16 protein-coding genes are annotated in these 26188 nt (G+C 74.0%); 3 read left to right on the top strand and 13 right to left on the bottom strand.

Going from position 1 to position 26188, the window contains the following annotated elements; genetic code table 11:
* Positions 1-455: 455 nt before the first annotated feature.
* The gene (locus ACZ7D7_RS33255; protein ID WP_470829223.1) at positions 456-1079 is read left to right on the top strand and encodes a DUF1349 domain-containing protein; all 624 of its coding nucleotides are present in this window, start codon (positions 456-458) and stop codon (positions 1077-1079) included.
* Positions 1080-1861: 782 nt separating this feature from the next.
* On the opposite strand, the gene ACZ7D7_RS33250 is transcribed toward ACZ7D7_RS33255, so the two are convergent.
* The 9 genes from ACZ7D7_RS33250 to paaA all read right to left on the bottom strand — a co-directional run bounded on the left by ACZ7D7_RS33250 (position 1862) and on the right by paaA (position 9484).
* A complete protein-coding gene (locus ACZ7D7_RS33250; RefSeq protein WP_470829221.1) occupies positions 1862-3121 on the bottom strand; it encodes a kynureninase in 1260 nt (419 codons plus the stop codon).
* The gene (locus ACZ7D7_RS33245) at positions 3118-3969 is read right to left on the bottom strand and encodes an alpha/beta hydrolase family protein (RefSeq protein ID WP_470829220.1); all 852 of its coding nucleotides are present in this window, start codon (positions 3967-3969) and stop codon (positions 3118-3120) included. Before ACZ7D7_RS33245 ends, ACZ7D7_RS33250 begins: the two co-directional genes overlap by 4 nt.
* The gene (locus ACZ7D7_RS33240; RefSeq protein ID WP_470829219.1) at positions 3959-4807 is read right to left on the bottom strand and encodes a tryptophan 2,3-dioxygenase; all 849 of its coding nucleotides are present in this window, start codon (positions 4805-4807) and stop codon (positions 3959-3961) included. Before ACZ7D7_RS33240 ends, ACZ7D7_RS33245 begins: the two co-directional genes overlap by 11 nt.
* 25 nt (positions 4808-4832) lie before the next feature.
* Positions 4833-5609: an SDR family oxidoreductase gene (locus ACZ7D7_RS33235; protein WP_470829217.1), complete on the bottom strand. Its 777-nt coding sequence runs from the start codon at positions 5607-5609 to the stop codon at positions 4833-4835.
* A gap of 100 nt (positions 5610-5709) precedes the next feature.
* Positions 5710-6846 (bottom strand): 2Fe-2S iron-sulfur cluster-binding protein, encoded by a 1137-nt coding sequence (locus ACZ7D7_RS33230; RefSeq protein ID WP_470829216.1) that lies wholly within the window; start codon positions 6844-6846, stop codon positions 5710-5712.
* An 8-nt stretch (positions 6847-6854) separates the two neighbouring features.
* Positions 6855-7367: a 1,2-phenylacetyl-CoA epoxidase subunit PaaD gene (gene paaD, locus ACZ7D7_RS33225; protein WP_470829214.1), complete on the bottom strand. Its 513-nt coding sequence runs from the start codon at positions 7365-7367 to the stop codon at positions 6855-6857.
* Entirely contained in the window at positions 7364-8128 is a 765-nt protein-coding gene (gene paaC / locus ACZ7D7_RS33220) for a 1,2-phenylacetyl-CoA epoxidase subunit PaaC (RefSeq protein WP_470829234.1), read from the bottom strand. Before paaC ends, paaD begins: the two co-directional genes overlap by 4 nt.
* Positions 8129-8165: 37 nt before the next feature.
* Entirely contained in the window at positions 8166-8477 is a 312-nt protein-coding gene (gene paaB, locus ACZ7D7_RS33215; protein WP_470829212.1) for a 1,2-phenylacetyl-CoA epoxidase subunit PaaB, read from the bottom strand.
* Positions 8474-9484 carry a 1,2-phenylacetyl-CoA epoxidase subunit PaaA gene (paaA, locus tag ACZ7D7_RS33210; protein WP_470829211.1) on the bottom strand — a complete coding sequence of 337 codons (1011 nt, stop codon included), beginning with the start codon at positions 9482-9484 and terminating at the stop codon, positions 8474-8476. Before paaA ends, paaB begins: the two co-directional genes overlap by 4 nt.
* Positions 9485-9808: 324 nt before the next feature.
* On the opposite strand from paaA, the gene ACZ7D7_RS33205 reads away from it, so the two are divergent.
* Both ACZ7D7_RS33205 and ACZ7D7_RS33200 read left to right on the top strand, forming a co-directional pair.
* On the top strand, positions 9809-10057 hold the full coding sequence (locus ACZ7D7_RS33205; RefSeq protein WP_470829210.1) for an acyl carrier protein: 249 nt from the start codon (positions 9809-9811) through the stop codon (positions 10055-10057).
* Positions 10057-11541: a class I adenylate-forming enzyme family protein gene (locus tag ACZ7D7_RS33200; RefSeq protein ID WP_470829232.1), complete on the top strand. Its 1485-nt coding sequence runs from the start codon at positions 10057-10059 to the stop codon at positions 11539-11541. Before ACZ7D7_RS33205 ends, ACZ7D7_RS33200 begins: the two co-directional genes overlap by 1 nt.
* A 198-nt stretch (positions 11542-11739) precedes the next feature.
* On the opposite strand, the gene ACZ7D7_RS33195 is transcribed toward ACZ7D7_RS33200, so the two are convergent.
* The 4 genes from ACZ7D7_RS33195 to ACZ7D7_RS33180 all read right to left on the bottom strand — a co-directional run bounded on the left by ACZ7D7_RS33195 (position 11740) and on the right by ACZ7D7_RS33180 (position 25947).
* Positions 11740-11934, bottom strand: coding sequence for an antitoxin (locus ACZ7D7_RS33195; protein ID WP_470829209.1), 195 nt, complete (start codon positions 11932-11934; stop codon positions 11740-11742).
* A 92-nt stretch (positions 11935-12026) separates the two neighbouring features.
* On the bottom strand, positions 12027-13256 hold the full coding sequence (gene ccrA / locus ACZ7D7_RS33190; RefSeq protein WP_470829207.1) for a crotonyl-CoA carboxylase/reductase: 1230 nt from the start codon (positions 13254-13256) through the stop codon (positions 12027-12029).
* Between the two features lie 66 nt (positions 13257-13322).
* Positions 13323-17306 (bottom strand): type I polyketide synthase, encoded by a 3984-nt coding sequence (locus ACZ7D7_RS33185; protein ID WP_470829206.1) that lies wholly within the window; start codon positions 17304-17306, stop codon positions 13323-13325.
* Positions 17299-25947 carry an amino acid adenylation domain-containing protein gene (locus ACZ7D7_RS33180; protein ID WP_470829205.1) on the bottom strand — a complete coding sequence of 2883 codons (8649 nt, stop codon included), beginning with the start codon at positions 25945-25947 and terminating at the stop codon, positions 17299-17301. Before ACZ7D7_RS33180 ends, ACZ7D7_RS33185 begins: the two co-directional genes overlap by 8 nt.
* Between the last annotated feature and the right edge of the window lie 241 nt (positions 25948-26188).

Here is a 26188-nt window from a genome sequence, read left to right as displayed (position 1 = left end):
GGAGGGCACGCGATGGCCTGCTCACCACCCGTTCCCACGGCAGCGCCACCGGCCACCAGTTGATCGAGGGAGCTCCATAAACGCAGCGATCCCCAGTGGAGAGCTTGAGGTGAGGGCTGGCTCCGGGTGGCCGCACCTCGGGGAATTCGACATGTTTGAACATCTGCAGAGGCGAAAGCAACCTCAAACAACCGCGCAAATGCGGCAAATGCGCATCAACGGGCACCTAGGGAATGGGAAGCTCCTTCTTTCCGAGCACCTTTATGCCCCACTTGAGAGCTTCCCCTCTTGCGACTCCATCACTCTGCATCAGGTGTCGCGATTTAGCACTTTCACCCTTATGTTCAATTTAGGTCGATCTCTGCCACCTACCAAATGTGACGGCGACGGGCAATCATTCTCGTGTCCTGCAGAGCCGGTGCCGCATTATGTTCTCGTTGCCACAGGAGGATTCCGTGAATCGATCGTTGACCGTGCCCGGCCTGCCTTTCGACGTTGTCCCGGAGGGGCCGGCTGTCGGGACCACATGGGCGGTCGAGAACGAGGCCCTGACCATTACCGCAGGCCCACGAACCGACCTGTTCCTGGATCCGGCGCGCACCGATCCCGACACAGGCGCCGATCTCCTTCGGCTCGTTGGTGACGTCAGCGGCGACTTCCAGCTGGCGGCCCGGGTCGAGGTGGACTTCAAGGACACCTTCGACGCCGGCGTCCTGTTCGTCCGCGCGGCCGAGCGGACCTGGGCGAAGCTGTGCTTCGAGTACACCCCACAGGGGCGGCCCAGTGTCGTGTCCGTGGTCACCCGAGGAGACTCGGACGACGCCAACGCCGACGAGGTGAGCGGAAACCGCACCTGGCTGCGCATGTCCCGGATGGGGCGCGCCTTCGCCTTCCACGCCTCCCACGATGGTGAATGGTGGCGGCTGATCCGCTACTTCTCCTTCGGTCCGCTGCCCGATTCGGCAGCACTGAAAGTCGGGTTTCTGGCGCAGTCGCCGTTCGGAACGGGGTGCGCGGCCGTTTTCGACAGGATCACGTTCCGCCCGGAGACATTGACAGAACTTCGCGACGGCAGCTGACCCACGCCCGTCGCCGTCCATGCCTGGCAGTCCGGAATGCTGCGGACCCTGAGCAGCCATCAGGACGCGGCACGACCGCTGCCGTCCTGTTCTACCCGCAGACCGGTGGCGTCCAGCATTGCGGCATCTCATTCAGCGAGACGCTCGGCAGGCAGCTGAATCTGAACGCGGGGACTGGGGATCTGCCGGAGTCGCCGCACTCAGTGCGACTGGCCGTCTTCGCGCGCTGTTCGCGATGACCAGGAAGGCACAGGGCTCGGTCGGTCTGCTGGACGACCGGAGGTCACGTCGTACCACTCTCCTCGGGCTCCCACATAGACTGGCATCCCCGCCCCGTTGCTCGACGGTCTGCGAGCCCGGACCGCCGGCCTCGGCCACTATCTGCCCCCGTGACCTGGCAGAGACCCGCACAGTCGCGGCGGACTTCTGGCGGGCTCTCTCGGACGTTTCGGCGATCGACCGGCACACCGTGCTCGACTGCTCGACCACGGTGGACGGTGAGCAGCCCATCCTGCTGCCCCAGATCCTGCCCACCCAACTCCTGACCCTGCCACGGCCGTTGCTGATCCTGGTACGGAGAGCTCTTCCGGCCTTGGGTGAAGCCGGTGCTCAAGCCCATCATGAGCGGGCCGTCGGTGCCTCCGGCCCCGGTGACACCACCCCCCGGGACCCTCGCCCCCTCCCGCAGGAAGCCCAACCCGGCAGAGGCGGCGGCCAGATCCAGCAGCCCGCCGCCAGCCGCCAGCCGCCAGCCGCCAGCCGGCCGAGGGGACGGGGTCTCTTCAGGTCACCGGGCCCGTGGCCGGCGGCGCGGGGTCGTAGGCGGCGTTCCGGGTGAGGTCGCGCAGGCGGAGAGCGGCGGTGAGGAGGTCCTGGTGGCTGGTGTACAGGGCGTTGACGCCGAAGCGCAGCAGGTCGGGTGCGCGCATGTCGGCGATGACGCCGTGTTCGGCGAGGGCGGTGACCAGTCCGCGGGCGTGGGGGTGGCGGAGGGTGACCTGGCTGCCGCGGCGGGCAGGGTCGGCCGGGGTGACGGCGGTGAAGTTGAGGGGGGTCAGGAGTTCGTCCGCGCAGCGCAGGAAGAAGCCCGTCAGGGACAGGCTCTTGGCGCGGACCTGTTTCAGGTCGACGCCGTCGAAGGCAGTGAGAGCGGCTTCGAGGGCGAGCAGGGACAGGATCGGCGGGGTGCCGATGCGGGCGCGGCCGATACCGGCGGCGGGCGTGTAGTGGCGGGCGAGGGCGAACGGGTCCGCGTGGCCGGTCCAGCCCGGCAGCGGCGTGTCCAGGCGGGCGTGGTGGCGGTGCGCCACGTACAGGAAGGCAGGGGCGCCGGGGCCGCCGGAGAGGAACTTGTAGCCGCAGCCGACGGCCAGGTCGACGCCGAGGGCGTCGACGTCGAGGGGCAGGGCTCCGGCCGCGTGGCACAGGTCCCACAGGGCGAGGGCGCCGGCCGCGTGGGTCGCCCGGGTCAGCTCCCGCATGCCGTACAGCTCACCGGTGCGGAAGTCGACGGGCGCGTAGCTGACGACGGCGGTCCGGTGGCCTTCGGCGGTGAGGAAGCGCGGGAGGTCCGCCGGGGGGACGTGGCGTACCTCCAGGCCCCGGCGGCGGGCGACCGCGTCCGTCAGGTAGCGGTCGGTGGGGAAGTGTCCGGGGTCGGTGACCAGCAGCGGCCGGTCCGGGCGGAGCGCGGCGGCGGCGTCCAGCGCGGTGAACAGCTGCACGCTGGTGGAGTCGCCCGCGACGGTCTGCCCCGGCGCGGCCCCGATGAGCGCGCCGATCGCGTCTCCCACCCTGAGGGGCGCCTCCCACCAGCCGGCCGTGTTCCAGGAGCCGATGAGTCCGGTGCCCCACTGGCGCCGCACCGCGTCCTCCAGGGCGGGCGGGACGGCGGCGGGCAGCGGGCCCAGGGAGTTGCCGTCGAGGTAGACGACGTCCGGCGGGAGCAGGAAGCGGGCGCGGAGAGGGGACAGGACGTCTTCGCCGTCGAGCTGTGCGGCCTTCTCTCGCAGTGCGGCCGGCGGGACGAGTGCGGTGGTCATCGGTGTGCCTCCTTCTCCTCGGACGCTCGGCCCCGGCGCCCCGGGGTGAGGGCGCTGGCCACGTCCCGCAGGGTTTCGGCGACCGCGCGGGCGCCGGGTGCTCCCGGCTCGATGAGGGTGTAGTGGCCGGTGCCGGGCAGGACCACCGTCCTGAGGTCCCGGTGCACGGCCGCGTAGTCGCTGAACTGGGTGAGCGGTACCTCCTCGTCGGCGGCGCCGTGCAGCAGCACGGTGGGCACCCCGGTGCTGCCGGCGTCCCGCAGCAGGGTGAGGGGGTCGACCGCGGGAAGCCGTTCCTCGAAGTGCTCTTCCCCGCCGAGGAGTTGCAGCGCCGCGTCGTTGCTGAGGCCGTCGCGCCGGGTGGCGGCGAGGTCGGTGATCGGCGCCAGGGCGAGCACACTGGTCGGCAGGGTGCGCGTGTGCCAGCGCGAGCCGGGCGGCAGCAGTCCCCGGGCGGCGCACCACAGCGCCAGGTGGCCGCCGGAGCAGTGGCCCGCGAGGACGTAGGGCCGCCCCTGGGGCAGGGTGTCCACGATGCGGGCGACGTCGTCGAAGGTCTCGGGGTGGCCGCCGGCGCCGCCGGAACGGCGGAAGCCGGGGAGCAGCACGTCGAAGCCCTGCTGGGAGAGCCACGCCGCGAACGGGGTCAGGTGCATGCGGTCGTAGCGCCAGTAGCCGCCGTGCAGCAGGATCACCAGCGGGGCACCGGGGTCGTCGCAGGGCCAGGCGTCGTAGGACTGGTGGGGGTGTTCGCCGTAGCGGCCGTGCACCGGTGCCAGTACCGGCTTCAGGCTCAGGACGCGTTCTTCTTCCTCGGCGGCGAAGGCGGAGATCGCCCTAGATGTCACCGCGCACCTCCCACAGGTCGGGGAAGACGGGGCGTGCCGCCCGCTGCTCCAGCCAGGCCAGCCCGGCGGAGCCGGCGCTGCCCGGCTTGGCGCCCATGGCACGGCGGACCACCAGGACGTGCTCGAAGCGCCAACGGGCGATCAGTTCGGCGATGTCGGTGAGGAGTTCACCGAGCGCCAGGTGCGGGTGGTGCGGCGGACCGGCGTAGACGTGCCGCCAGGTCTCCACGACGCCGGGGTCGCCGGTGTAGGGGGTGGTCATGTCCCGCTCGCGGACGTGTCGCGGGACGGGCAGGCCCTGGCGGTGGAGGTGGGCCAGCACCTCGTCGTACAGGGACGGTTCGCGGTGGGTCTCCGCGAGCGCCTCGTGCACGGCCGGGTCGCCGCGGTGGGCGTGCAGCAGTCCCGCGGACTTGTCACCGAGGAGGAATTCCATGTGCCGGTACATCGCCGACTGGAAGCCCGACGCCTGGCCGAAGGCGGCCCGGAAGCCGTTGAACCGGGCGGGGGTCAGCGCGGCGATGGGCGTCCAGGAGCCGTTCAGGGCTATCAGCGCGCGGCGGCTGCGCTCCAGCGCGTCCATGGCCGCGGGCAGGTCGTCCTTGGCGAAGGCCACCCGGGCGGTGCGCCACTCGTGCACGATCAGGGTGAACCACAGTTCCATCACCTGGGTGGTGACGAGGAACCCCATCTCGTCCGGGGCCTCGGTGAGGGGGTGTTGCAGCGAGTTGAGCAGCGAGGCGTGCACATACGTGTCGTAGGGGCTGGCGCCGTCGAAGGGCTGGGTCGGGGCGTCGCCCGTACCCGGCTCGTCGGCGGCGGACGTGCGGTCGTTCATCGCATCTCCTAGGGGTGCGGACGGGTCACACACCGAGGTGGGCGCCGCCGGAGGTGTCGATCCACTGGCCGGTCACCCAGCGGGCGTCGTCGCTCACGACGAAGGAGACGACGTCGGCGATGTCCACGGGGTCGCCGAGCCGGCCGAAGGTGGAGGCCTCGCAGTAGCGGCGGCGGATCTCCGGGACGGCGAGGGTGGGGTTGATCTCCGTCTCGGTGTAGCCGGGTGCGACGGCGTTGACGGTGATGTTCCGCGGGCCGAGTTCCTGGGCGAGGCAGAGGGTGAGGTAGTCGAGGGCGGCCTTGGTCATGGTGTACGAGACGATCGCCGGGAAGGCGACGCGGGTGGCGACGGAGGAGATGTTGACGATCCTGCCGCCGTCCCGCAGGCGCTCCAGGCCCCGCTGGATGATGAAGAACGGCGCCCTGGTGTTGATCGCGAAGACGCGGTCGTAGTCGGCCTCGGTCACCTCGGCGAGGGGGCGCGGGAGGGTGACACCGGCGTTGTTGACGAGGATGTCCAGGCCCGCCGGCGCGTCCTCCCTGGCGAGGGCCCGGTCGAAGGCGGACCACAGGGTGTCGGCGTCGCCGGGCACACCGAGTTCGGCGTGCACGGGGAAGGCACGGCCGCCATCGGCCTCGATCTCCTTGACGGTGCGTTCGGCGGCCACCCGGTCGTGGCCGTAGTGGACGGCCACCAGGGCGCCCTCACGGGCGAGACGGCGGCTGACGGCTCTGCCGATGCCCCGGCTGCCCCCGGTGACCAGAGCGGTCTTCCCCTCGTGCCGGGCGGTGACGGTCATGGTGGATCTCCTTCGCTCAAGGGTGGTGCGACAGTGGGGAGAGGGCTCGGTGTGGCGGCCCGGCGTGACGGCGGAGTGTGCGGGTGGCGTGGTGTGCGGGTCAGGCGTCGAAGTCGACAGCGACCTCCGCGGTGCACGCACGCGCCCGGCAGACCAGAGTGAAACCGGCGGCACGGTCCTCCTCGTCCAGGGCGTACTCACGGTCCGCCGTGACTCGCCCGGACAGGACCCTCGCACGGCAACTGCCGCACACACCCTCGCGGCAGGCGTACGGCACATCGGGGTGTGCGCGCAGCAGCGCGTCGAGAAGAGACGGGTCCTGCGGCAGGACGGTGGCCGTTCGGCGGCGCCCGTCGAGCACAGCGGTGACCCGGGCCTCGCCCGCTCGCGGCGCGGGGCCGTCCGGCTCCGGGGGCCGCGGTGCCGTACCGCCGGTCGTGAACAGCTCCCGGCGGACGAGCGACGGATCGGCTCCCGCCTCTGCCAGGACCCGCCGTGCGGTGTCGACGAGGCCGGGCGGCCCGCACAGGGCGAACGCGGTGTCCGGGCCGGGCCGGGCATCCACGGCCGCCAGCAGGCGGCGCAGCCCGGCCGCGTCCAGCCGCCGTTCCAGCACCCCGCCCCCGCTCCCCCGCTCCTCCCGCGTCAGCACGTACAGGACGGTGAAACGGTCCACGAACTCGTCCTTCAACTCGCCCAGTTCATCAGCGAGCACCGCGTCGGCGGAGGTGCGGACCGAGTGGACGAGACTGACACGGCAGGCCGGATCCCGGCGCAGCACACGGGCGGCCATCGGAGCCAGCGGAGTGATGCCGGTACCGCCCGCGAGGAGGACATGGTGGGCGCCGGGCAGCTCCGGCAGGGCGAAATCACCGGCGGGCGGCGTCAGTTCGAGCCGGTCGCCGGCGGCGAGCCGGGTCACGGCGTGGTCGCCGAACCCGCCGGGGCCCAGCCGTTTGATCACCAGGCGGAGCATCTCGGGTGCGTGCGGCGGCGGGCACACCGAGTAGCTGCGGCGCAGTTCGGCGCCGGCCCGGCGGTGCCGGACGGTGACATGCCGGCCGGGGCGGTGGGTGAAGACGTCGCGCAGCCCGGCGGGCACGTCCAGGGTCACGGCCACCGTGTCGGTGCTCAGCCGGCAGACCTCGGTGACCTCCAGCGGGTACCAGCCGGTGCGGCGGGGCGAGGCGGGCGGTCCCCCGCCCGAGGGGGTGGGCGGGACGGTGACGGTGTTCACGGTGTGCCTCACAGTGCGGTCAGGTAGGGGAAGGGCTCACGGCACGCCGTGCACCACAGCACCGACTGGCAACGAGACGGACCGAAAGGACTGTGCGGCCGGGTCGCCCGTGAGCCGCAGTGCGGACAGGGCACCGTGCCCAACTCGACCGGAACCGGGCCGGCGGGGGCCGGGGACACGGGCGGGGCGATGCCGTGCGCGGCGAGTGCGCGCCGTCCCTCGGGGGTGATGCGGTCCGTGGTCCAGGGCGGTGACAGGACCTGCCGGACGCGGCCGTCGGGGTGCCCGCAGGCGGCCAGGACGTCCCGTACCGCGGCGGTGATCTCGGGCAGTGCGGGGCAGCCCAGGTAGGTGGGCGTGATCTCCACCTCGAGTACACCGTCGGCGCCCGGGGCGACGGAGCCCACCACACCCAGATCACCCAGTCCGATCACCGGCAGCTCCGGGTCCGGGAGCGCCGCGATCCGCTCGCGCACCTCCTCGGCGGACCGGCGGACGGTGGCCGGAGCGGGCCCGCTCACCACGTGCCTCCGGGGAACTGCCGTCGCACCGACTGCAGTTCGGCGATCAGCGGGCCGAACTCCTCCGAGTGCAGGCCCGAACGGCCGCCCGAGGCCGACCAGGTGGGGGTGGGTGCGGTGAGGCCCGCCTCCGTGACGACGCCGGTGACCCGGTCGAGCCACGTCTGGTGCAGGGGGGCCGGTGAGGGCGCCGTGCCCGAGGCGGCCAGGCGGGCCGACACCTCGTCCTCCTCGAAGAGTTCGCCGGTGTACGGCCACACCTGCTCCAGGCCGTGTTGCATGCGGCGGGCGCTCTCCGCGGTGCCCCGCCCCAGCGTCACCGTCCAGCGGTCCGCGTGCAGCCGGTGGAAGGCGACCTCCTTGGCGGCGCGCGCCCCGAACGCGGCGAGTTCGGGATCGGCGCAGTGTGCGAGGCTCTCGTAGTACAGGACGGCGTAGTGGGTGTAGGCGAGTTGCCGGGCCACGGTCGTCGCGAAGTCCCCGTTGGGGAGTTCGGTCAGCAGGGTGTTGGTGAACTCGCGTTCCGGGCGGGTGTAGGCGAAGTCGTCCTCGGTGCGGCCGGTTCCGTCGAGTTGTCCGGCGCGGGTGAGCAGGGCGCGGGCGTGGCCGATCAGGTCGAGGGCGATGTTGGACAGGGCCAGGTCCTCGTCGATCGTCGGCGCGCGGGTGATCCACCGGCACAGGCGCTGGCCGAGGACGAGGGCGTCGTCGCCGAGGCGCAGAAGGTGCCGGGCCAGGTCGGAGGCGGCCTCTGACGGCAGTCCACGCGGCGGGGTGTCCGGCGCCGCCACCGCGGCCTCACTCGTCGTGCTCACCTTCGGGGCCTTTCTCGGTCAGCGGCGCATAGTGCTCGGGGTAGCGGTACGGCTTGTGGCGGGCGGCCGCGAAGTACGGGGCGCGTTCGTCCGGGGAGGCGGTGTGCACGGCGTCGGAACGCACCACCCACAGCGACAGCACCTCACCCCGGCGCAGATACAGGTCGCGGGCGGCGGCCAGCGCCGCGTCCGGGCCGGCCGCGCGCACCGAGCCCACGTGCTGGTGGGCCAGGCCCCGGCGGACCCGCAGGAAGACCTCCCAGGACGCCGGCGCGCCCTCCTGTGCCCCGCTCACGCGTCCTCTCCTCCCGTCGCGTCCGTCCGGGCGGCGTACGCGGCGGCGGCCCGGCGGACCCAGGCGCCGTCCTCGTGTGCGGCCCGGCGGTGCGCGATCCGCTGCCGCGCCCAGTGGGTGTCGTCGCCCAGTGCCTCGCGGTAGGTGTCCCAGTCGACGGGCGTGAAGTCGTAGTGGCCGCGCTCCTCGTTCCACCGGATCGCGGGGTCGGGCAGGGTCAGGCCGAGGCGTTCGGCCTGCGGGACGCAGGTGTCGACGAAGCGCTGCCGCAGTTCGTCGTTGGTGTGGCGTTTGATGCCCCAGGCGATCGCGCGGCGGGAGACCGCGGCTCCCAGCGCGGCGCTCCGCGCTTCCGCGCCGCCCGCCTCGGTGTCGGGCGGCCCGAACATCAGCGCCACCGCCGGCAGCCACCAGCGGTTCACCGCGTCCTGCGCCATCTCCTTCTGCCGGGGTGTCCCCTCGCACAGGGCCCGCATCAGGTCGTAGCCCTGCCGCACGTGGAAGGCCTCCTCCTGGCAGACGCGGCGCATCGCCCGGGCGTACGGCCCGTAGGAGGTGCGGCACAGGGGTGCCTGGTTGATGACGGCGGCGCCGTCCGTCAGCCAGGCGATGGCTCCGGTGTCCGCCCAGGTCAGCGCGGGATGGTTGAAGGTGGCGGAGGCGCGTTGCCGGCCGTGGTGCAGGGCGTCCAGCAGGTCGGCGCGATCCACGCCGAGCGTCTCGGCGGCGGAGTACAGGTACAGGCCGTGGCCGGCCTCGTCCTGGACCTTGGCCAGCAGGACCGACTTGCGGTGCAGGGACGGGGCGCGGGTGAGCCAGGCGCCCTCCGGCTGCATGCCGATGATCTCGGAGTGGGCGTGCTGGGCGATCTGGCGGACCAGCATGCGGCGGTATCCGTCGGGCATCCAGTCACGCGGTTCGATCGCCTCACCACCGGCGACGATCGCGTCGAAGTGCGCGAGCGGTTCACTTTCGGCTGGTGCGGGGACGGTGGCCGGCGCGGTCATCGGGCACCGCTCCCGCGCCCGGGGTCCGGCATGGCGGTGCGGCGCTTCGGGCACCGTCCGGGGGTCCGGACCCGTACCGGCTGCCTGGGCACGCGCATCACTCCTTCGGCTGGGGACCGCCCGTGCGGGGCCGGGCGGAGCGGGTGGCTTCGTTGCGGTAAGAGGCCGGGCGCGCGGTCCGGCTATCCCCGCGGCGCGAGGTTGGGGCGCGTGACAAAGCTCACGGGCCGGCCCGGGGAGTGGGACCGGTCCGCGTCCGCCTCTCCAGGGGGTGACATCCGTACACCGCACGGCGGCCGGCACGCCGAGGCGAAAGGGGAAACCATGAGCACCATCAGGGAGTTGCTGGTCGAACTCACCGGAACGACCGAGTACGCCGACCAGGTCGGCGACGACGTCGACCTGGCCGCCAGCGGCATCGACTCCGGGGACCTGGTGCGCCTGGTCCTCCTGGTCGAGCAGCGGCTCGGCGTGGAGATCACCGCACAGGACATGGAGGATCTGCGCACGATCGGCGACTACGAGCGCTTCGTCGCCGAGCGCGCGGCCGCCGGTGCGAGCGGCGGTGCGTGATGTGGCTGACGCAACTGCTGGAGCGCAACCGCCAGTGCCGGCCCGGCCGGACCGCGCTGGTGGACGAGGAACGCAGCGTCACCTGGGCCGAGTTCCACGATCGCACCCTGGAACTGGCGCGGGGCCTGGCCGAGTTGGGCATCGAGCGGGGTGACCGGGTCGCCGTCCTCTCCAAGGACCGGATCGAGGTCCTGGAGAGCTACTTCGCGCTGGCCCGGCTCGGCGCGCTGTTCGTGCCGCTGAACCACAGCCTGGCCGCGCCCGAGGTCGCCGGGATCGTCGAGCGTGTCGGGGCGGTGGCCGTCCTCGGTGAGTCCGAGCTGCTGGACCGGCACCCCGAGCTGCCGGCGTCGGTGCGGATCCAGGTGGCTCTCGACAAGCCCGCCTTCGCGGCGCTGGGCACCCTGGCCGCCGAGCGGGACCTGCCGGACGTCGCCGACACGGAGCCGATCGCCGTACTGCACACCTCGGCGACCACCGGGCAGGCCAAGGGAGTCACCGTCGACAGCGCGTCGTTCCGGGCCATCGCCCTCGGCTGGCTGGTGATGGCCCGTCCCACCGACGACATCGTCATGGTCAACTGCTGCCCGCTGTACCACGGCAGCATGGTGGTGTCCCTGACCTACCTGGCGGCCGGTGCGACGGTCGTGCTGATGCCCGGCTTCACCCCGCAGCGGGCGCTGTCCGCGGTGGAGCGGCACCGCGCCACGCACATGTGGCTGGTGCCGCAGATGCTGCGTTTCATGCTCCAGGCCCGGGCGTCCCACGGCACCGACCTGTCCTGTCTGCGGGAGATCCTGTACGGGGCCGCCCCCATGCCGCTCGACGTCTACGCCGACGCGGTCGAGCGGCTCGGCTGCGGTTTCCGGCAGGTGTACGGCATGACCGAGGTGGGCGGTCCGTTCGTCACGCTCGGCCCGGACGAGCACCCCGCCGCCGGGGACGTCACCGCCCGCATCCCGTGCGGGCGGGTCGTGCCGGGCATGTCCGCCCGCACGGTGGACGAGGGCGGCCGGGAACTGCCGCGCGGCGAGATCGGCGAGATCGTGGTGCGCGGGCCGGGCGTCATGCAGGGCTACTGGAACGACCCGGAGGCCACCCGTGAGATCACTCTCGACGGCTGGATCAGGACGGGCGACCTCGGTTTCATGGACGACGAGGGCCGCATCAGCCTGGTGGACCGCACGAAGGACGTCATCATCCGTGCGGGCCAGAACGTCTACCCCTCGGAGATCGAGCGCGCCCTGATGAGCCACCCGGCGGTCCGTGACGCTGCGGTCGTCGGGATGCCCGACGAGGACTACGGCGAGGTGCCGCTGGCGTACGTGGCCCTGGAGCCGGGTGCGCAGACGGGCGCGGCGGCGCTGCTCGCGCATGTCGCGGGGCTGCTCGCGCCGTACAAGCGTCCGCGGCGGGTGGAGTTCATCGAGCAGGTGCCCCGCAACCCCGCCGGGAAGATCATCAAGAAGGTGCTGCGGGTGTGAGGCGTGCGGCGGCCGGCGGTGGACGGTGGGCGGTGAGGTGTCCGCGCCACGTCCACCGCCGGCCGCCGCCGTTTTTGTCGTTGCCGTGGCCCGTCGTCGGCTGCCGTGGCCCGTCGTCGGCCGGGCCGGTGCACGGCCGGGCATGCGCTTCCCGTCCCCGGGGCGTCGCCCCGGGGACGGGAAGCCGTGCGTACCGGGTCAGCGCTCCTGCGTGCCGCCGTCCCGGTAGGAGCGCCGCACCGTGTCGGCGGCCTTGTCGGTCCGGGCGTCGTACTTGTTGCCCGTCCGCTCGTCGACCACTCGTTCGGCGCCCGCGACACCCTTGTCGGCCTGGTCGGGGTGGCCCTTGGCCATCTGCTTGGCCTTGTTCATCATGTCGCCCAGCTTGCCCATGGGGTACCTCCCGGAAGTGCGTCGGTCTCCGCCGCAGGTACCCCTCACGCCGCGCGTGAATCACCGGGGCCGGCTTCCCGCCGGCCCCTGTCTCATCCCCGGTCGCCGACCCGTGCGGCCATGTTGCCCGCGGGGTGCCGGTTGTCGTGGATGAGCTGGTGGGCGAGGCCGATCTCGTCGAAATCGAAGGTCCGGGACAGGCACGGGTCGATGATGCCCTGGTCGATCAGCCGGGTGACCTCCCGTGCCTCGCGGGCAGTGGCGACGTGCGAGCCCTGCAGGCGCTTCTGCCGCATCCACAGGAAACGCAGGTCGACGTCGCCGTTGTAGCCGGTGGTGCCGCCGCACAGGACGACCATGCCGCCGTTGTCGCACAGGTACAGGGACGTGGGGATGGTGTCGGCGCCGGAGTGCTCCAGCACGACGCGCGGGCTGCGGCGCTCGCCGAGCACCTCCCAGAAGGCCCGCCCGAAGGCGCGGGCCCCGGACAGCCAGCGGCCCATCGCCTCGTCGTCGGAGGTGTCCGGGAGCCGCCCCCAGTGGTCGAACCGGCGCCGGTCGATCCAGCCCTCGGCGCCCAGCTTGAGACAGAACTCGCCGCGTTCCTCACTGGAGACGACCGCGACGGGGATGCCGCCGACGTGCCGGACGAGCTGGATGGCGATGCAGCCGAGGCCGCCGGCGCCGCCCCAGATCAGCACCGGGTCGCCGGGACGCACGGTGTGCGGGGGCCAGCCGAAGAGCTGGCGATAGGCGGTGGCCGCGGTCGCCATGTAGCAGGCGGCCTGCGCCCAGGACAGCCGGGCCGGCCTGGGGTGGCACATGTAGTCGTCGACGACCGCGAACTGGGCGAAGGAGCCGTAGTTCTCCTCGTAGCCCCACACCCGCTGGCTGCTGGACCAGGTGGGGTCGCCGCCCAGACGGATGTCCTCGGCCCTCTCGTCCCAGCGGTTGGCGAGGACGACGACCTCGTCACCGAGCTTCACCCCGCGCACGTCCTCGCCGACCGCCCACACGATCCCGGACAGGTCGGAGCCGCCGATGTGGAAGTCCTCGGTGGCGCCCGCCTTCTGCCGGGCGGCGATCACGTCGAGCGGCAAACCGAGCGCCGCCCAGACGTTGTTGTAGTTGATGCCGGCGGCCATCACCTTCACCAGGACCTGTCCGCGGCCCACGGGCGGCACGTCGACCACCTCGGTCCGGAAGGCGTCGACGGGCTGTCCGTAGCGCTCACGGCGGATCAGCGAGGCGTACATCCGCCGGGGTGCGGTGCCGATCTCGGGCGCGTCGCCGAGTTCGTAGAGTTCCTGGGTCGCTTTCACGCTGGTTCTCCTCAACGCGTGCTCAAGGGTGCTCAGGGGTGTTCGGGGGCATGGGGAAAGGGCGGTTCAGCCGGGGAGGCCGCGCAGGGCCTTGGCGACCGCCTCGCCGATGCGGGCGATCGGTTCGGGTTCGGTCATCTCGTAGTGCCCGCACGGGACTTGGTGGTCGTGCAGGGTGCCGTCGACGTGGGGCCGCCAGCTGTCGGCCTTGCCGGGCAGCACCGCCAGGTCGGCCGGGAAGTCCGTGGGCTCCTCCTCGGCGGCGCTGAAGAACAGCACGTCGCCACGGAAGACGCCGGGGGTGAACTGGGGCGCGATGCGCAGGTTGTTGCGCATGACGGCGGCGATGGCGGCGGCCTCGGCCCGGGTGACGGGGGAACTCGACGGGTCGGCGAGGACCCGTGCGCCGATCCGGTCCAGGACGGTGTCGACGTCCGGGGGTGCCGCGCCGGGGTCGACGGGGAGTCCGGCCACCCTGGACAGCAGGGCCGCCACCTGGCGTTCGGCCGCGTCGGGATCGTGGGCGGTGCCGTGCGGCTGGGGTGCGTCGAGCATGGCGAGGAGTTCGACCCGCTCGCCGTCGCGCTGGAGGGCGCAGGCCATGGCGTGTGCGACGAATCCGCCGTAGGACCAGCCCAGCAGGCGGTACGGGCCGTGCGGCTGCACGCGGCGCACCAGGTCGAGGTAGTGGGCGACCATGGCGGCGGCGTCGGGCGCGGGCGGGGTGGTGCCGTCGAGGCCGGCGGCCTGGATGCCGTGGACGGGCTGGTCGCCGCCGAGGTGGGGCAGCAGGCCCGTGTAGCGCCAGGACACGCCCGCGCCGGGGTGGACGCAGAACAGGGGTGTGGCGGTGCCCTCGGCGCGCAGCGGCAGCAGCGGGCCGAGCGCGGTCGGGGCCTTCCCCGTGGTGGTGCCGTCCGGTTCGTCGGCGGAGGCGAGGACCCCGGCCACCGTGGGCGCGGCCAGCAGGGTCGCCGCCGGGACGTCGAGGACCCCGGTCTGGCGCAGCCGGCCCGCCAGCAGCACGGCGCGCATGGAGTCGCCGCCGAGGTCGAAGAAGTTGTCGTGCAGCCCGATGCCGCCGATTCCCAGGGTCTCCTCCCAGAGCCGGGTCACCGCCTGTTCGCGTTCGGTGCGCGGCGGTACGTGCTCCGTCGTCAGCCGGGGTCGCGGGGCGAGGCCGGGGCCGGTGTCCGCAGCGGCCGGGGTGTCGTCGCAGGCGACGGGGTCCGTACGGGCGCCGGGGGCGTCGATCCAGTGGCGCCGGCAGTCGAAGGCGTACGGGGGCAGCGGCGCCCGCCGGGGCGCGCCCGGTACCGGGGGCAGGGCGCTGTCCACGCCCGCGCTCCACAGCCGTCCCAGCGCCTCGGCGAGGACGAACCCGTCGGACGCCTCGGCCTTGGCGTGCCGCATGGTGGTCACGGTCACCGGTGCCGCGTCGGTGAGCCGGCCGGTGGCCAGCTTGGTCAGGGTGTCGCCCGGCCCGATCTCCACGAGGACGGGGTGGAGGCGGTCCCAGAGGGCGGCGATGCCGTCGGCGAACCGCACGGTGGTGCGGGTGTGGTCGATCCAGTGCCGTACGGAGGTGGCCTGGGCGTCGGTGACCCAGGTGCCGGTGACGTTGGTGACGTACGGGATGCGCGGCGGGCGCAGGGTGACCTGGCGGAGGCGGGCCTCGTAGGCCGGCAGGACCGGGTCGAGGACGTGGGAGTGGGCGGCGACGGGGATGCGCAGGCGGCGGAACGGCACGCCCCGGCGGGTCAGTTCGGTCTCGAAGCGGGTGACGGCGTCGAGGTGTCCGGCGACGGTGCAGGCCTGGGGGCCGTTGACGGCGGCCAGGGACAGTTCGTCGTCGAGCAGCGGCCGGATCTCCTCGGCCGGGGCGGCGACGCCGACGGTGGCTCCTCCGGCGGAGCTGATGAGCCGGATGCGTTCGGTGACCAGGGGCAGCATGTCCGCCAGGTCGATGACGCCGGCCAGGCAGGCGGCCGTGTACTCGCCGAGCGAGTGGCCGATCAGCGCGTCGGGGCGTACGCCCGACTCGATGAGCGTGCGGGCCAGGGCGTATTCGGTGACCACGAGCCCGAGGAACGCGGAGGTGTCGTCGGGCCGCCGTTCCTCGAAGAGGGCGGTGCGCAGGTCGGCGCCGAGGACGGGCCGCAGGATGCGGGCGCACTCGTCGACGGTGTCGCGGTACACGGTGTGGTCGCGGTACAGCTCCGCGCCCATGCCGGGGTACTGGGTGCCGCCGCCGGGCAGCAGGAACGCCGTGCGGGCCGGGTCGTCGGAGAGCGGCGGGGTGGCGGGGGCGGCGGTGCGCAGCGCGTCGAGGGCCTCGTCGCGGGAGGCCGCCGTGACGGTGAGCCGGTGGCGCAGCGCGGGCCGGTCGGTGCGCAGGGAGTGCGCCACGTCGTCCAGGCGTAACTCCGGGCGGCGTTCGAGGTGCCGGGCGAGTGCGTCGGCCTGGCCGCGCAGGGCGCCCGCGGTGCGGGCGGACAGCGGCAGCACCAGGCGGCGTTCGTCCTCGGGCGGGCGGGGCGCGGCGGGGGCGGTGGGCGGGGCCTCCTCCAGGACGACGTGGGCGTTGGTGCCACCGATGCCGAAGGCGCTGACGGCGGCGCGGCGGGGCTGCTCCCCCGCGGGCCAGTCCTCCAGGGCGGTGGGCACGCGGAAGGGGCTCGCGTCGAAGTCGATGAGCGGGTTGGGCCGTTCGAAGTGCAGGCTGGGCGGGATCTGCCGGTGTTCCAGGGCCAGGACCGCCTTGATGAGTCCGGCGATGCCGGCGGCGGCTCCGAGGTGGCCGATGTTGGTCTTGACCGAGCCGAGCGCGCAGAATCCGGTCCGTCGCGTGCTCTGCCGGAACGCCTCCGTCAGGGCGGACACCTCGATCGGGTCGCCGAGTTTCGTGGCGGTGCCGTGCGCCTCGACCAGGCCGATGGTGCCGGCGTCGACCTCCGCCTGGGCCTGGGCTGCGAGGACGACCTCGGTCTGTCCGGCGGCGCTGGGCGCGCTGAAGCCGACCTTGCGGCGGCCGTCGTTGTTGACGGCGCTGCCGCGGATGACGGCGCGGACGCGGTCGCCGTCGGCGAGGGCGTCCTCCAGCCGCTTGAGCACGACGGCTCCCACGCCGTCGCCGGAGGAGGTGCCGGCGGCGTCCGCGGCGAAGGCGCGGCAGTGGCCGTCGGGTGAGAACGGCCCGTCGGGTACGTGGCGGTAGCCGAGGACGGCGGAGGGGTTGAGGGAGACGGCGGCGGCGAGCGCGGTGTCGCAGCGGTGGTCCAGCAGGTCCTGGCAGGCGGTGTGCACCGCGACCAGCGCGGTGGAGCAGGCCGTCTGGAGCGACACGCTCGGGCCGGTGAGGCCCAGTTCGTAGGAGAGGCGGGTGGCGAGGGTGCCGAGGGAGTTGGCGGTGGCCGCGTGGACGAGCGCCACCGAACCGGGCTGCCCGGCGAAGCGCGGGTACACGTGGGCCGGGTAGTAGCGGCTGTCGCCGGCACCCGCGTACACGCCGAACGCCTCGCCCGTACGGTCCCCGAGGCAGCCCGCGTCCTCCAGGGCGTGGTACGCCGTTTCCAGCAGCAGCCGCTGCTGGGGGTCGACGACGGCGGCCTCGGCGGGGCTGTAGCCGAAGAAGCCGGAGTCGAAGCGGTCGATGCCCTCGACGACGGAGGCCATCCGGATCAGTGCCGGGTCGTCCAGGTCGCGCGGGTCGCCGCCCGCGGCGAGGAACTCCTCGTCGGTGACGGGCCGGATCGCCTCCCGGCCGGCCGCGAGGTTCTCCCAGAAGGCGTCGAGGTCGTCGGCGCCGGGGAAGCGGCCCGCCATGCCGATGACGGCGACGGCGGGGAGGTCCTCGTCGTGGGGTGTGCTGGTGTCGTGCACGGCCTGTGCCTCGTCCTCTCCCGGCTCGGCGGTGTGGTGCGGGGGCTGCGTCTCGTAGCGGCCCGGCGCGGTGGTGTGGTGCAGGGGCTTCGTCCCGGACCGGCCCGGGCCGGTGGTGTCGTGCGCGGACGTCGTCCCGTACCGGCCCGGTTCGGTCGTGTCAGGCACGGCCCCGGTCCTTCCCGTGTCGTGCGGTGCGGCGTGCGCGGGCGGCGCGCCGGCGTTGTGCCTGTTCCTTGGCCTGCTCCAGGGCGCCGCCGGTCTCCGGCCGCGGTGACGGTTCGGCGTCCGCCGCCGGGGCGGCGCCGCGTTCCGACAGGTGGCGGGCAAGGTCCCGGACGGTGGGGTGGGCGAAGAGGTCGACCACCGACAGGTCGGTGCCGAAGGCGCGGTTGACGGCGGTCTGGGCGGTGACCAGGAGCAGGGAGTTGCCTCCCAGGTCGAAGAAGTTCTCGTCCCGGCCCACCCGGTCGCGGCCCAGGACGTCGCACCACACCTCGGCGAGCCGGTGCTCCAGCCGCCGCGGGTCCTCCCCCGCCTCCGGCCCGTCCTCGTCCGGGCGGGCGGTGGTGCCCGCCGAGCGCAGGATCCAGGCGTCGGACAGGCCGGCCGCGTGGGCGCCGTCGGCCGCCGCGCGGTACAGGGTGCCCAGGTCGGTGCCGTCGGCCAGGCCGACGCGCGCGGTCAGCCGCCGCGTCTGCCGCACGGGGGCCGCGACGTGGCTGCGGACCCAGGGGGCGGTGCGGTCGGCGCCGATCAGCAGGTGCGGCTCGTCCAGGGAGCGGGCCAGGTCGAAGGAGCGCAGCGCGGCGGGGACGTCGAGCAGCCGGTAGCCGCGGGCCTCGGTGAGCGCGGTGAGCTCGTAGCCGCGGCTCATGCCGCGCTCGCGCCACATGCTCCAGGCGAGGGACTGCGCGGGCAGGCCGAGGGCGCGGCGGTAGTGGGCGAGGGCGTCCAGGTGGGCGTTGGCGGCGGCGTAGGCGGCGTTCATGGCGCCGCCGAAGAAGCCGTTCACCGAGGAGAAGGTGACGAAGGAGCCGACCGGGTGGTCGGCGGTGAGCCGGTGCAGGGTCCACGCGCCGCGCACCTTGGCCTCGAGCGCCCGGCGCCAGGTGGCGGCGTCCAGCCCGTCCACCGGTCGTTCCACCAGCGTGCCGGCCAGGTGCAGCACCGATCCGAGGGTCACGCCCCACGCCTCGGCGGCGGCCTCCACCGCGGCCCGCACCTGGCTTTCGTCGGTGACGTCGGCGCGGGTGTAGCGGACCTCGCCCAGTTCGCTCAGCCGCGCCGGGACGGCGGCCTCGGATTCCGGGGTGCGGCCCACGATCAGCAGGCGGGTGCCGGGGGTGCGGAGCAGATGCGCCGCGATCTCGGCACCGACGCCGCCCAGTCCGCCGGTGAGCAGGGTGAAGCCGTCGTGCGCGGCCGGCTCGACGCGGGCCGGGGTGTCGGGCAGGGGGGCGAGGCGGCGTACGTGCCGGAGACCGTCGCGGTACGCCACCTCCGCGCCGTCCGCGGTGACCGTCGCCTCGGCCAGCAGGACGGGCAGCGGGTCCGCGCCCTCGTCGCCCGCGAGGTCGAGGTGGGCGCCGCGCAGCCAACCGAACTCCTCGCCCAGCGATTTGAGCAGGGCGCCCACCATGGCGTGCGCCGGTGAGGGACGGTCGTCGGGGCGCACGGCCTGCGCGCCCGCCGTCACGTACACCAGGTCGACGGGGCGCAGGTGGCCGGGCCGGGCGGCGAGGGCGCGGGCGAGGGCGAGCAGTTGCTCCGCGCCGGCCGGGTCGTCCGGCGCCGTCTCCGGTTCCGCCGTGCCGCGCAGCCCGTCGAGGTGGAGGACGGTGTCGACCGGTCGCTGGTCGTGCTCCAACTGCCCCAGCAACGCGGCGTAGTCGGCTTCCTCGGCGGGCCTCAGGCGGTAGTGCGCGGCGTCGAGCCGGGCGTACGACGTTCCCTCACCGACCACCGTGCACAGGCCGCCGGCGGACCGCAGCGCGTCGGCGAGCCGCTCCGCGGCCTTCCGGACCCCGGGGTCGGCGCCCGCCAGGACGAGGGTGTGCCGGCCCGGTGTCGCCGCAGGGGCACCGGGGCGTTCCGCCCGCTGCCAGAGGGGTCGCAGGAACCAGTCGGGGACGGTCGCGGCGGTGCCCAGCAGCACCTGGGTCCGGCGGACCTCGTCGTCGAAGTCGCCCGCCTCGAAGCTCTTGCGCAGCTTGGTGCGCTGGATCTTGCCGATCTCGGTCTTGGGCACGGCGTCCCGAGCGACCGGGACGAGGAAGGCCGGGCTGACGCCGATCTCCCGGGTGACCTTGCCGGTGATCTCGCGGAGGGCGGCGGCCGGGTCGGCGGCGGCTTCGGGGGTGAGGTGGAGGAACAGGGCCAGTTCGTCGGTGGGCGACGACGGGTCGGTGCGCACCGCGACCGCGGCGGTGAAACTGCGTTCCGCGTACGGCAGTTCCTCGACGCAGGCCTCGATCTCGTGGCTGTAGTGGTTGACGCCGTTGACGATGATGACGTCCTTGGCGCGGCCGGTGATGTACAGCTCGCCGTCCCGCAGGAACGCCAGGTCGCCGGTGTCGAACCAGCCGTCGTCGGTGAACGCCTCCGCGTTGGCCGCCGGGTTGTCGTGGTAGCCGCCGGTCACGGAGGTGCCGCGGACCTGGAGCCGGCCGGCGTCCCCTTCGGTGAGGACCGCGCCCTGCTCGTCGACGATCCGCATGGCGAAGCCGGGGTAGGGCCGGCCGCAGCTCACGAACGTCCCCTCGTCCGCGACGGGTTCGCCGGGCAGGACGGCGTCGGTGACCACGGAGCAGGTCTCGGACATGCCCCAGCCGGGGTGCATCACGTGCTGCGGCAGGCCGAACGGCTTCAGCGTGTGCAGGAAGCGACGGGCGGCCGGGGCGACGACGACCTCGCCGGCGTTCATCACCAGCCGCATCGGTGACAGGTCCCAGGCGCGGTCGGTGAAGCGGTGGGACTGCTCCGCGAGGAGCCCGAAGGCGAAGTTGGGCGCCCAGGTGACGGTGACCCGGTGCCGGTCGGCGAGGTCCATCCAGCGCAGCGGGTCCTGGAGGATCCAGGAGGTGGGGGCGTGGATCTGGGTGCAGCCCAGGTACACGTCCCGCAGGTGGAACATCACCACGCCGGTGACGTGGTCGAGCGGGATCCAGTTCAGGGAGACGTCGTCGGCGCCGAGCCCGTTCATCTGCTCGGTGGCGGCGGAGCGGGTCAGCACGTTGCGGTGGGTGAGCCGTACCGCCTTGGGCAGGCCGGTGCTGCCGGACGTCATGAGCATCAGCAGGAGGTCGTCCGGTCCGGCGGGGTGCCAGTCGTGGTCCTCGGGCGCCTCGCGCAGCGCGTCGGCCGTGGTGAGCCGCAGCCCGGGCCAGTCCTGCCGGGCGGCGAGGGCGCGCAGCCCGGCCTCGCGGTCGGCGGAGCACACGATCCACGGCCGGCCGAGCATCCGCCAGATGCCCTCCAGCTTGGTCAGCGCCGCCGAGGGCGTGTCGTAGGAGGCGGGGACGGTCAGCGGGACGGCGACGAAGCCGCCGAGGACGCAGCCCCACAGGACGGCGAGGAAGTCCTCGGTGGCGTCGCACTGGAGGACGACCCGGTCGCCCGGGCGCAGGCCGGCCCGGCGCAGACCGGCGAGGACGCGGGAGGCCTCGGGGATCAGGGAGGCGTAGGTGCGCCGGTGTTCGCTGCCGTCGGCGTGGACGTGGACGATGTGGCCCCGGTCCCGCTCGGCGGCGCGGCGCAGGGCCCCGGCCCAGCTCGGCACGGACGGCTCGGTCAGGGCGGGGCCCTCGCTGAGCGCCGGGACGGCGGACGCCCGGTCGGTGCGGGCGGGGGCGGGGGCGGGTTCCGTGGTGCGGTCGGGCAGGCCGGTGTGGCGGCGGTCCAGTTCCTCGGGGGCGCTCTCCACCGTCACCTCGGCGGCGGTGACGCCGGGGAGGGCGGTCAGGCGCTCCCGCCAGGTGCCAGCCGCGGTGCGGTCGACGGCGGGCAGGGCGTGCAGGGCCGCGGTGTCGACGGTGCCGTCCGCCGCGCGGGGCAGCGCGTTGACCGCCGTGACACGGACGGTGCCGTGGCCGGCGCGGTCCAGGGCGTCCTCGGCGCGTTCGGCGGCGTCCGCCCGCCCCGGCACCACGTACAGGCGGGGTGGGGTCCCGTCGGTGCCGGGCAGGGCGCGGGCGTCGCGGATGCCGGGCACGGCGAGGGCCGCGCCCTCCAGTTCCGCGAGGCCGGTCGCGGCCGGGGCGGGGGTGCGCTCGGGGAGGGCGGGCAGTTGCCCGAGCCGGACCCCGGGATCGGCGCCCACAGTGCGCAGGGTGGCGTGCAGGGCGTGGGTGAACGCCTCGGCGGTGCCGGCGTCGTAGAGGTCGGTGGCGTACTCGACGTGCAGGGTCAGTCCGTCAGGGGCTCCCTCGGGGGTGTGGCGTTCCAGGACGTCCACGAAGAGGTCGAACTTGGCGGTGCCGGTGGCGGTGGGCCGCAACACGGTGCGGGTGGAGCCGAGTTCGAGGACGGCGGGGGTGTTGTTCTGCAGGGCCAGCATCACCTGGAACAGGGGGTGCCGACCGGGTGTGCGGGGCGGGTTGAGGTCGTCCACCAGCCGGTCGAAGGGCAGGTCCTGGTGGTCGAGGGCGGCCAGGTCGGTGGTGCGCACCCGGGCGAGGAGGTCCCGGAAGGCGGGGTCGCCGGAGGTGTCGGCGCGCAGCACCAGGGTGTTGGTGATCAGGCCGATGAGGGGATCCAGCGCGGGTTCGGTGCGGCCGGCGACGGGGGTGCCGAGGACGATGTCTTCGCCTGTGCCGCAGCGGGTGAGCAGGGCGCCGACGGCGGCGTGCAGCACCATGAACAGGCTGGCGCCCTCGCGGTCGGCGAGGCGCAGCAGGGCGCGGTGCAGGGCGGCGTCGACGGTGGCCTCGACGTGTGCGCCGCCGCCGCGCGGTGCGGTGGGTCGCGGGCGGTCGCCGGGCAGGGTGCACTCCTCGGGCAGGCCGTCCAGTGCGGTGCGCCAGTGTGCCGTGAGCCGCTCCAGCCGGCCCGGGCCGTCCGGTGCGGGGGCCAGCAGGGCGCGCTGCCACAGCGCGTAGTCGGCGTACTGCACCGGCAGCGGGGTCCAGGTGGGCGCCCGGCCGGTCCTGCGGGCCGCGTAGGCGGTGCTCAGGTCGGCGGCGAAGGGGCCGAGCGACCAGCCGTCGGCCGCGCTGTGGTGCAGGACGAACAGCAGTGACCGCTCGGTGCCGGTGCCCAGCAGCCAGGCGGCGAGGGGGCTCTCGGCGGTGGGGTCGAAGCGGTGCCGCAGCGCGGCGGTGACGTGGGCGGCGGTCTCCGCGGCGGGGCAGTCGACGTGCCGCAGTACCGGGCGCAGTTCCCCCGGCGGCAGGATGCGCTGGTGGGCGCCGCCGTCGTGCTCGGCGATCACCGTCCGCAGGATTTCGTGGCGGTCGGCCAGGTCGCCGAGGGCCGCCCGGAGCGCCTCGGTGTCGAGGTCGGCGTCGACCGGCACCAGGAGCGGGATGTTGTAGGTGGCCGCTCCCTCGTCGAGGCGGTTCAGGAACCACATGCGTTCCTGGGCGAAGGACAGCGGCACCCGCTGCGGGCGTGCGGTGTTCCCGAGGGCCGGCCGGGGCGGGGTGTCGTCCGCCCGTGCGTCGAGCCGCCGGGCGAGGGCGGCCGGGGTCGGTGTCTCGAACAGGGCGGTGATGGGGATCTCGGCGCCGGTCGCGTGCCGCAGGCGGGCCAGCAGGCGGGTGGCCAGGAGGGAGTCGCCGCCGAGGTCGAAGAAGCCGGCGTCGGTGCCGACGGTGTCCCGCGGCAGTTTCAGCACGTCCTCGAACAGGGCGCACACCAGGGCGTGTTGCGGTGTCTCGGGGCGGGTGCCGGACGCGGTGGCGGTGAAGTCGGGGGCGGGCAGGGCCTGGACGTTGAGCTTGCCGTTCGCGGTCAGCGGCAGCGTGTCCACCGGGACGCAGGCGGCCGGGACCATGTGCTCGGGCAGGCGGGCGGCGGCGTGGGCGCGCAGTTCGGCGGGGTCCACGGGTTCGTCGCCCGCGGGGACGGTGTAGGCGACGAGGTGCAGGGAGCCGTTGTCGGCGCGGCGGGGCACGACGGCGGCGCGGGCCACGCCCGGATGGGCGGCGAGGACGGCCTCGATCTCGCCGGGTTCGACGCGGAAGCCGCGCAGCTGCACCTGGGCGTCGGCGCGCCCGGCGTAGTCGAGCGTGCCGTCGGGGCGGCGCCGGGCCAGGTCGCCCGAGCGGTACATGCGGGTGCCGGGCGGGCCGTAGGGGTCGTCGAGGAAGCGTTCGGCGGTCAGTTCGGGCCGGTTCAGGTATCCGGCGGCGACGCCGGCGCCGGATACGTACATCTCGCCGGTCGCGCCGGGCGGCACGGGGCGTCCCGCGGCGTCCAGCAGGTGGACGCGGAGGTCGGCGAGCGGGGTGCCGATGACGCTGCCGCGGCGCGGGTCGTCCAGGTCGGCGCGGGTGAGGCGGTGGTGGGTGACGTGCACGGTGGTCTCGGTGATGCCGTACATGTTCACCAGCGCCGGGCGGTCCAGGCCGTGCCGGTCGGCCCAGGGGCGCAGCCGTGCCGGGCGCAGGGCCTCGCCGCCGAAGACGACGTAGCGCAACGCCCCGGTGTCGCCGCCCCGTTCGAGGTCGGCGTCGATCAGCTGCTCGAACGCGGACGGTGTCTGGTTGAGGACGGTCACGCCCTCGCGGTGCAGCAGTTCCAGGAACTCGCGCGGCGACCGGCTGACGGCGTACGGCACGACGGCGACCCGCCCACCGTGCAGCAGGGCGCCCCAGATCTCCCAGACGGAGAAGTCGAAGGCGTAGGAGTGGAACAGCGTCCACACGTCGTCGGCGCGGAAGTCGAAGTGTGCGGCCGCGGCGGCGAGGAGCCGCACGACGGCCGCGTGCGGGACGGGCACGCCCTTGGGGCGTCCGGTGGAGCCGGAGGTGTGGATGATGTACGCGATGTCGGACGGGCTCACCGGCCCGTGCCGGTCGGTGTCGCTCAGGTCGGCGGCGGGGCGGCGGGCGAGGTCCGCCGCGACCTCCGGGTCGTCCAACCGGACGACGGGGACGGCGTCTTGGGCGAGATGGGCGTGGGCGTGCTCGGTGACGAGGACGACGGGGGCCGCGTCCTCGACGACCAGCCGCAGTCGCTCGGCCGGGTGGCCGGGGTCCAGGGGCAGGTAGGCGGCGCCGGTCTTGAGGACGGCCAGCAGGGCGGGCAGCAGCCGCACGCCGCGCTCCAGGGCCAGTGCCACCACCCGGCCCGGGCCTGCGCCGTGTTCGGTCAGCAGCCGGGCCAGGCGGTTGGCCTCGGCGTTGAGCGCGGCGTACGTGAGTCGTTCGTCCCCGCAGGTGACGGCGGTCCGCTCGGGCCCGGCCGCTGCCCGCTCCTCGAACAGCTGCGTGAGGGTCCGTTCGACCGGGTACGTGTGGACGGGCGTGTCGCGGGGGTGTTCGCCCGGCAGCAGGATGTCCAGGTCGCCGAGCGGTGTCGTCGGCTCCGCCTCGGCCAGCCGGCGCAGCAGCGTGACGAACCGGTCGCGGTGCAGGGCGAGTTCGTCCTCCGCGTACAGGGCGGGGTTGGCGTCGAGGGCCAGCCACAGTCCGCCGGGGCGGGCCCCGGGGCGTACCGAGATCTGGAGGTCGTCGACGGCCCCGCCGGACAGGTGGTGCCAGGTGGTGGGGTGCCCGCCGAAGACCGGGGACTCGTCGAACGGGACGATGTTGAGCACCGGCCCGTACAGCCGGCGTCCGGTGCCCAGCAGGCCCAGGTCGCGGCGGAGGAACTCGCCCCGGTAGCGCTGGTGGCGGCGCAGCGCCTCCAGTTCGTCGGCGACGGCCCGCGCCAGCTCCGCGACGGGCGTGCCGGGAGCGGCGGCCACGCGCAGCGGGAGGACGTCGGAGGCGGTGCCGGGGGTGCGCAGCGCGGCGCTGCCGAGGCGGCTCATGGTGGCCAGGCCCAGCACCAGTTCCCCGGCGCCGGTCATGCGGTGCAGGTAGGCGGCGGTGGCGGCGGTCAGCAGGTCGGTGCGCCGGACCCCGAGGCGGGCCGCGGCGGCGTCGAGGGCATCGGTCTCGGCGGGCGTCAGTTCGGCGGTGCGGCGCAGGAAGGGCGCGGTGGGGGCGGCCGTACGGGAGGTGAGGCGGGCGGGCTCCGGCAGGCCGGCCAGACGCCGCGACCAGTGGTCGCGGTCGCGGGCGTACCGCTCGGAGGCGCGGTAGGCCGCCTCCTCCTCATGGAGCCGGCTCACCGGCGCGAAGCCGCAGGGGTCCGGCTCGCGCCCCTCGGCCAGGGCGTTGTACGTCTCGGCCAGGCGCCGCCCGAGGAGCTTGTAGCTGTAGCCGTCGAGCAGGAGGTGGTGGGCCCTCAGCAGCCAGAGGAACCGGTCGGGGGCCAGGGTCAACAGGGTGTGCGCGAACAGCGGGCCCTTGTCGAGGTCCGCGGGGGCCGCGAGATCGGTGCGGACGTGGGCCCACGCGGCGGATTCGGGATCGTCGGCGCCGCTGACGTCGACCCGGTGCAGGGTCCAGTCGTCCGCGTCCGCAGCGAGGTGGCAGCGGGGGCCGTCGTCGGTGTCGGCGAAACGCAGGGCGAAGGTGTCGGCCTCACCGACGGTGCGCCGCAGCGCGGTCTCGAACAGGGCGGTGTCGAGGGGGCCGTGGATCTCCACCGCCTCCGCGGTGTTGTACGCGGCGCTGTCCGGTGCGAGCCGTCCGGCGTACCAGAGGCCCTCCTGGGCTCCGGACAGCGGTCGACGTTCGTCCTCCTGGAGTGACATAGCACAACCCTCACGTGGCAAGCCGTAATGTCCCGGACGGCGAAGGCCCGGCCGGATCGGACGGGTGCGGCCGCCGCCGTGTGCCGCCGCCGCGTGTGTGTACGCGCCGGGCCGCTTCACAGGGCGGAGAAGTCGCCGCACGCCGAGGGCGGGGAAATCACGTCACCCGCCCCGGTTTCACGGCACAGCACGGTGGTGCACCGGAAGCGGCCGGGTCAAGGGATACCGGCTCCCGGGACGC

The organism is Streptomyces sp. NPDC037054 (genome assembly GCF_055606745.1).
Note: the sequence above shows the minus strand (reverse complement) of the source record. Positions and strands in the feature narration are given on the sequence as shown.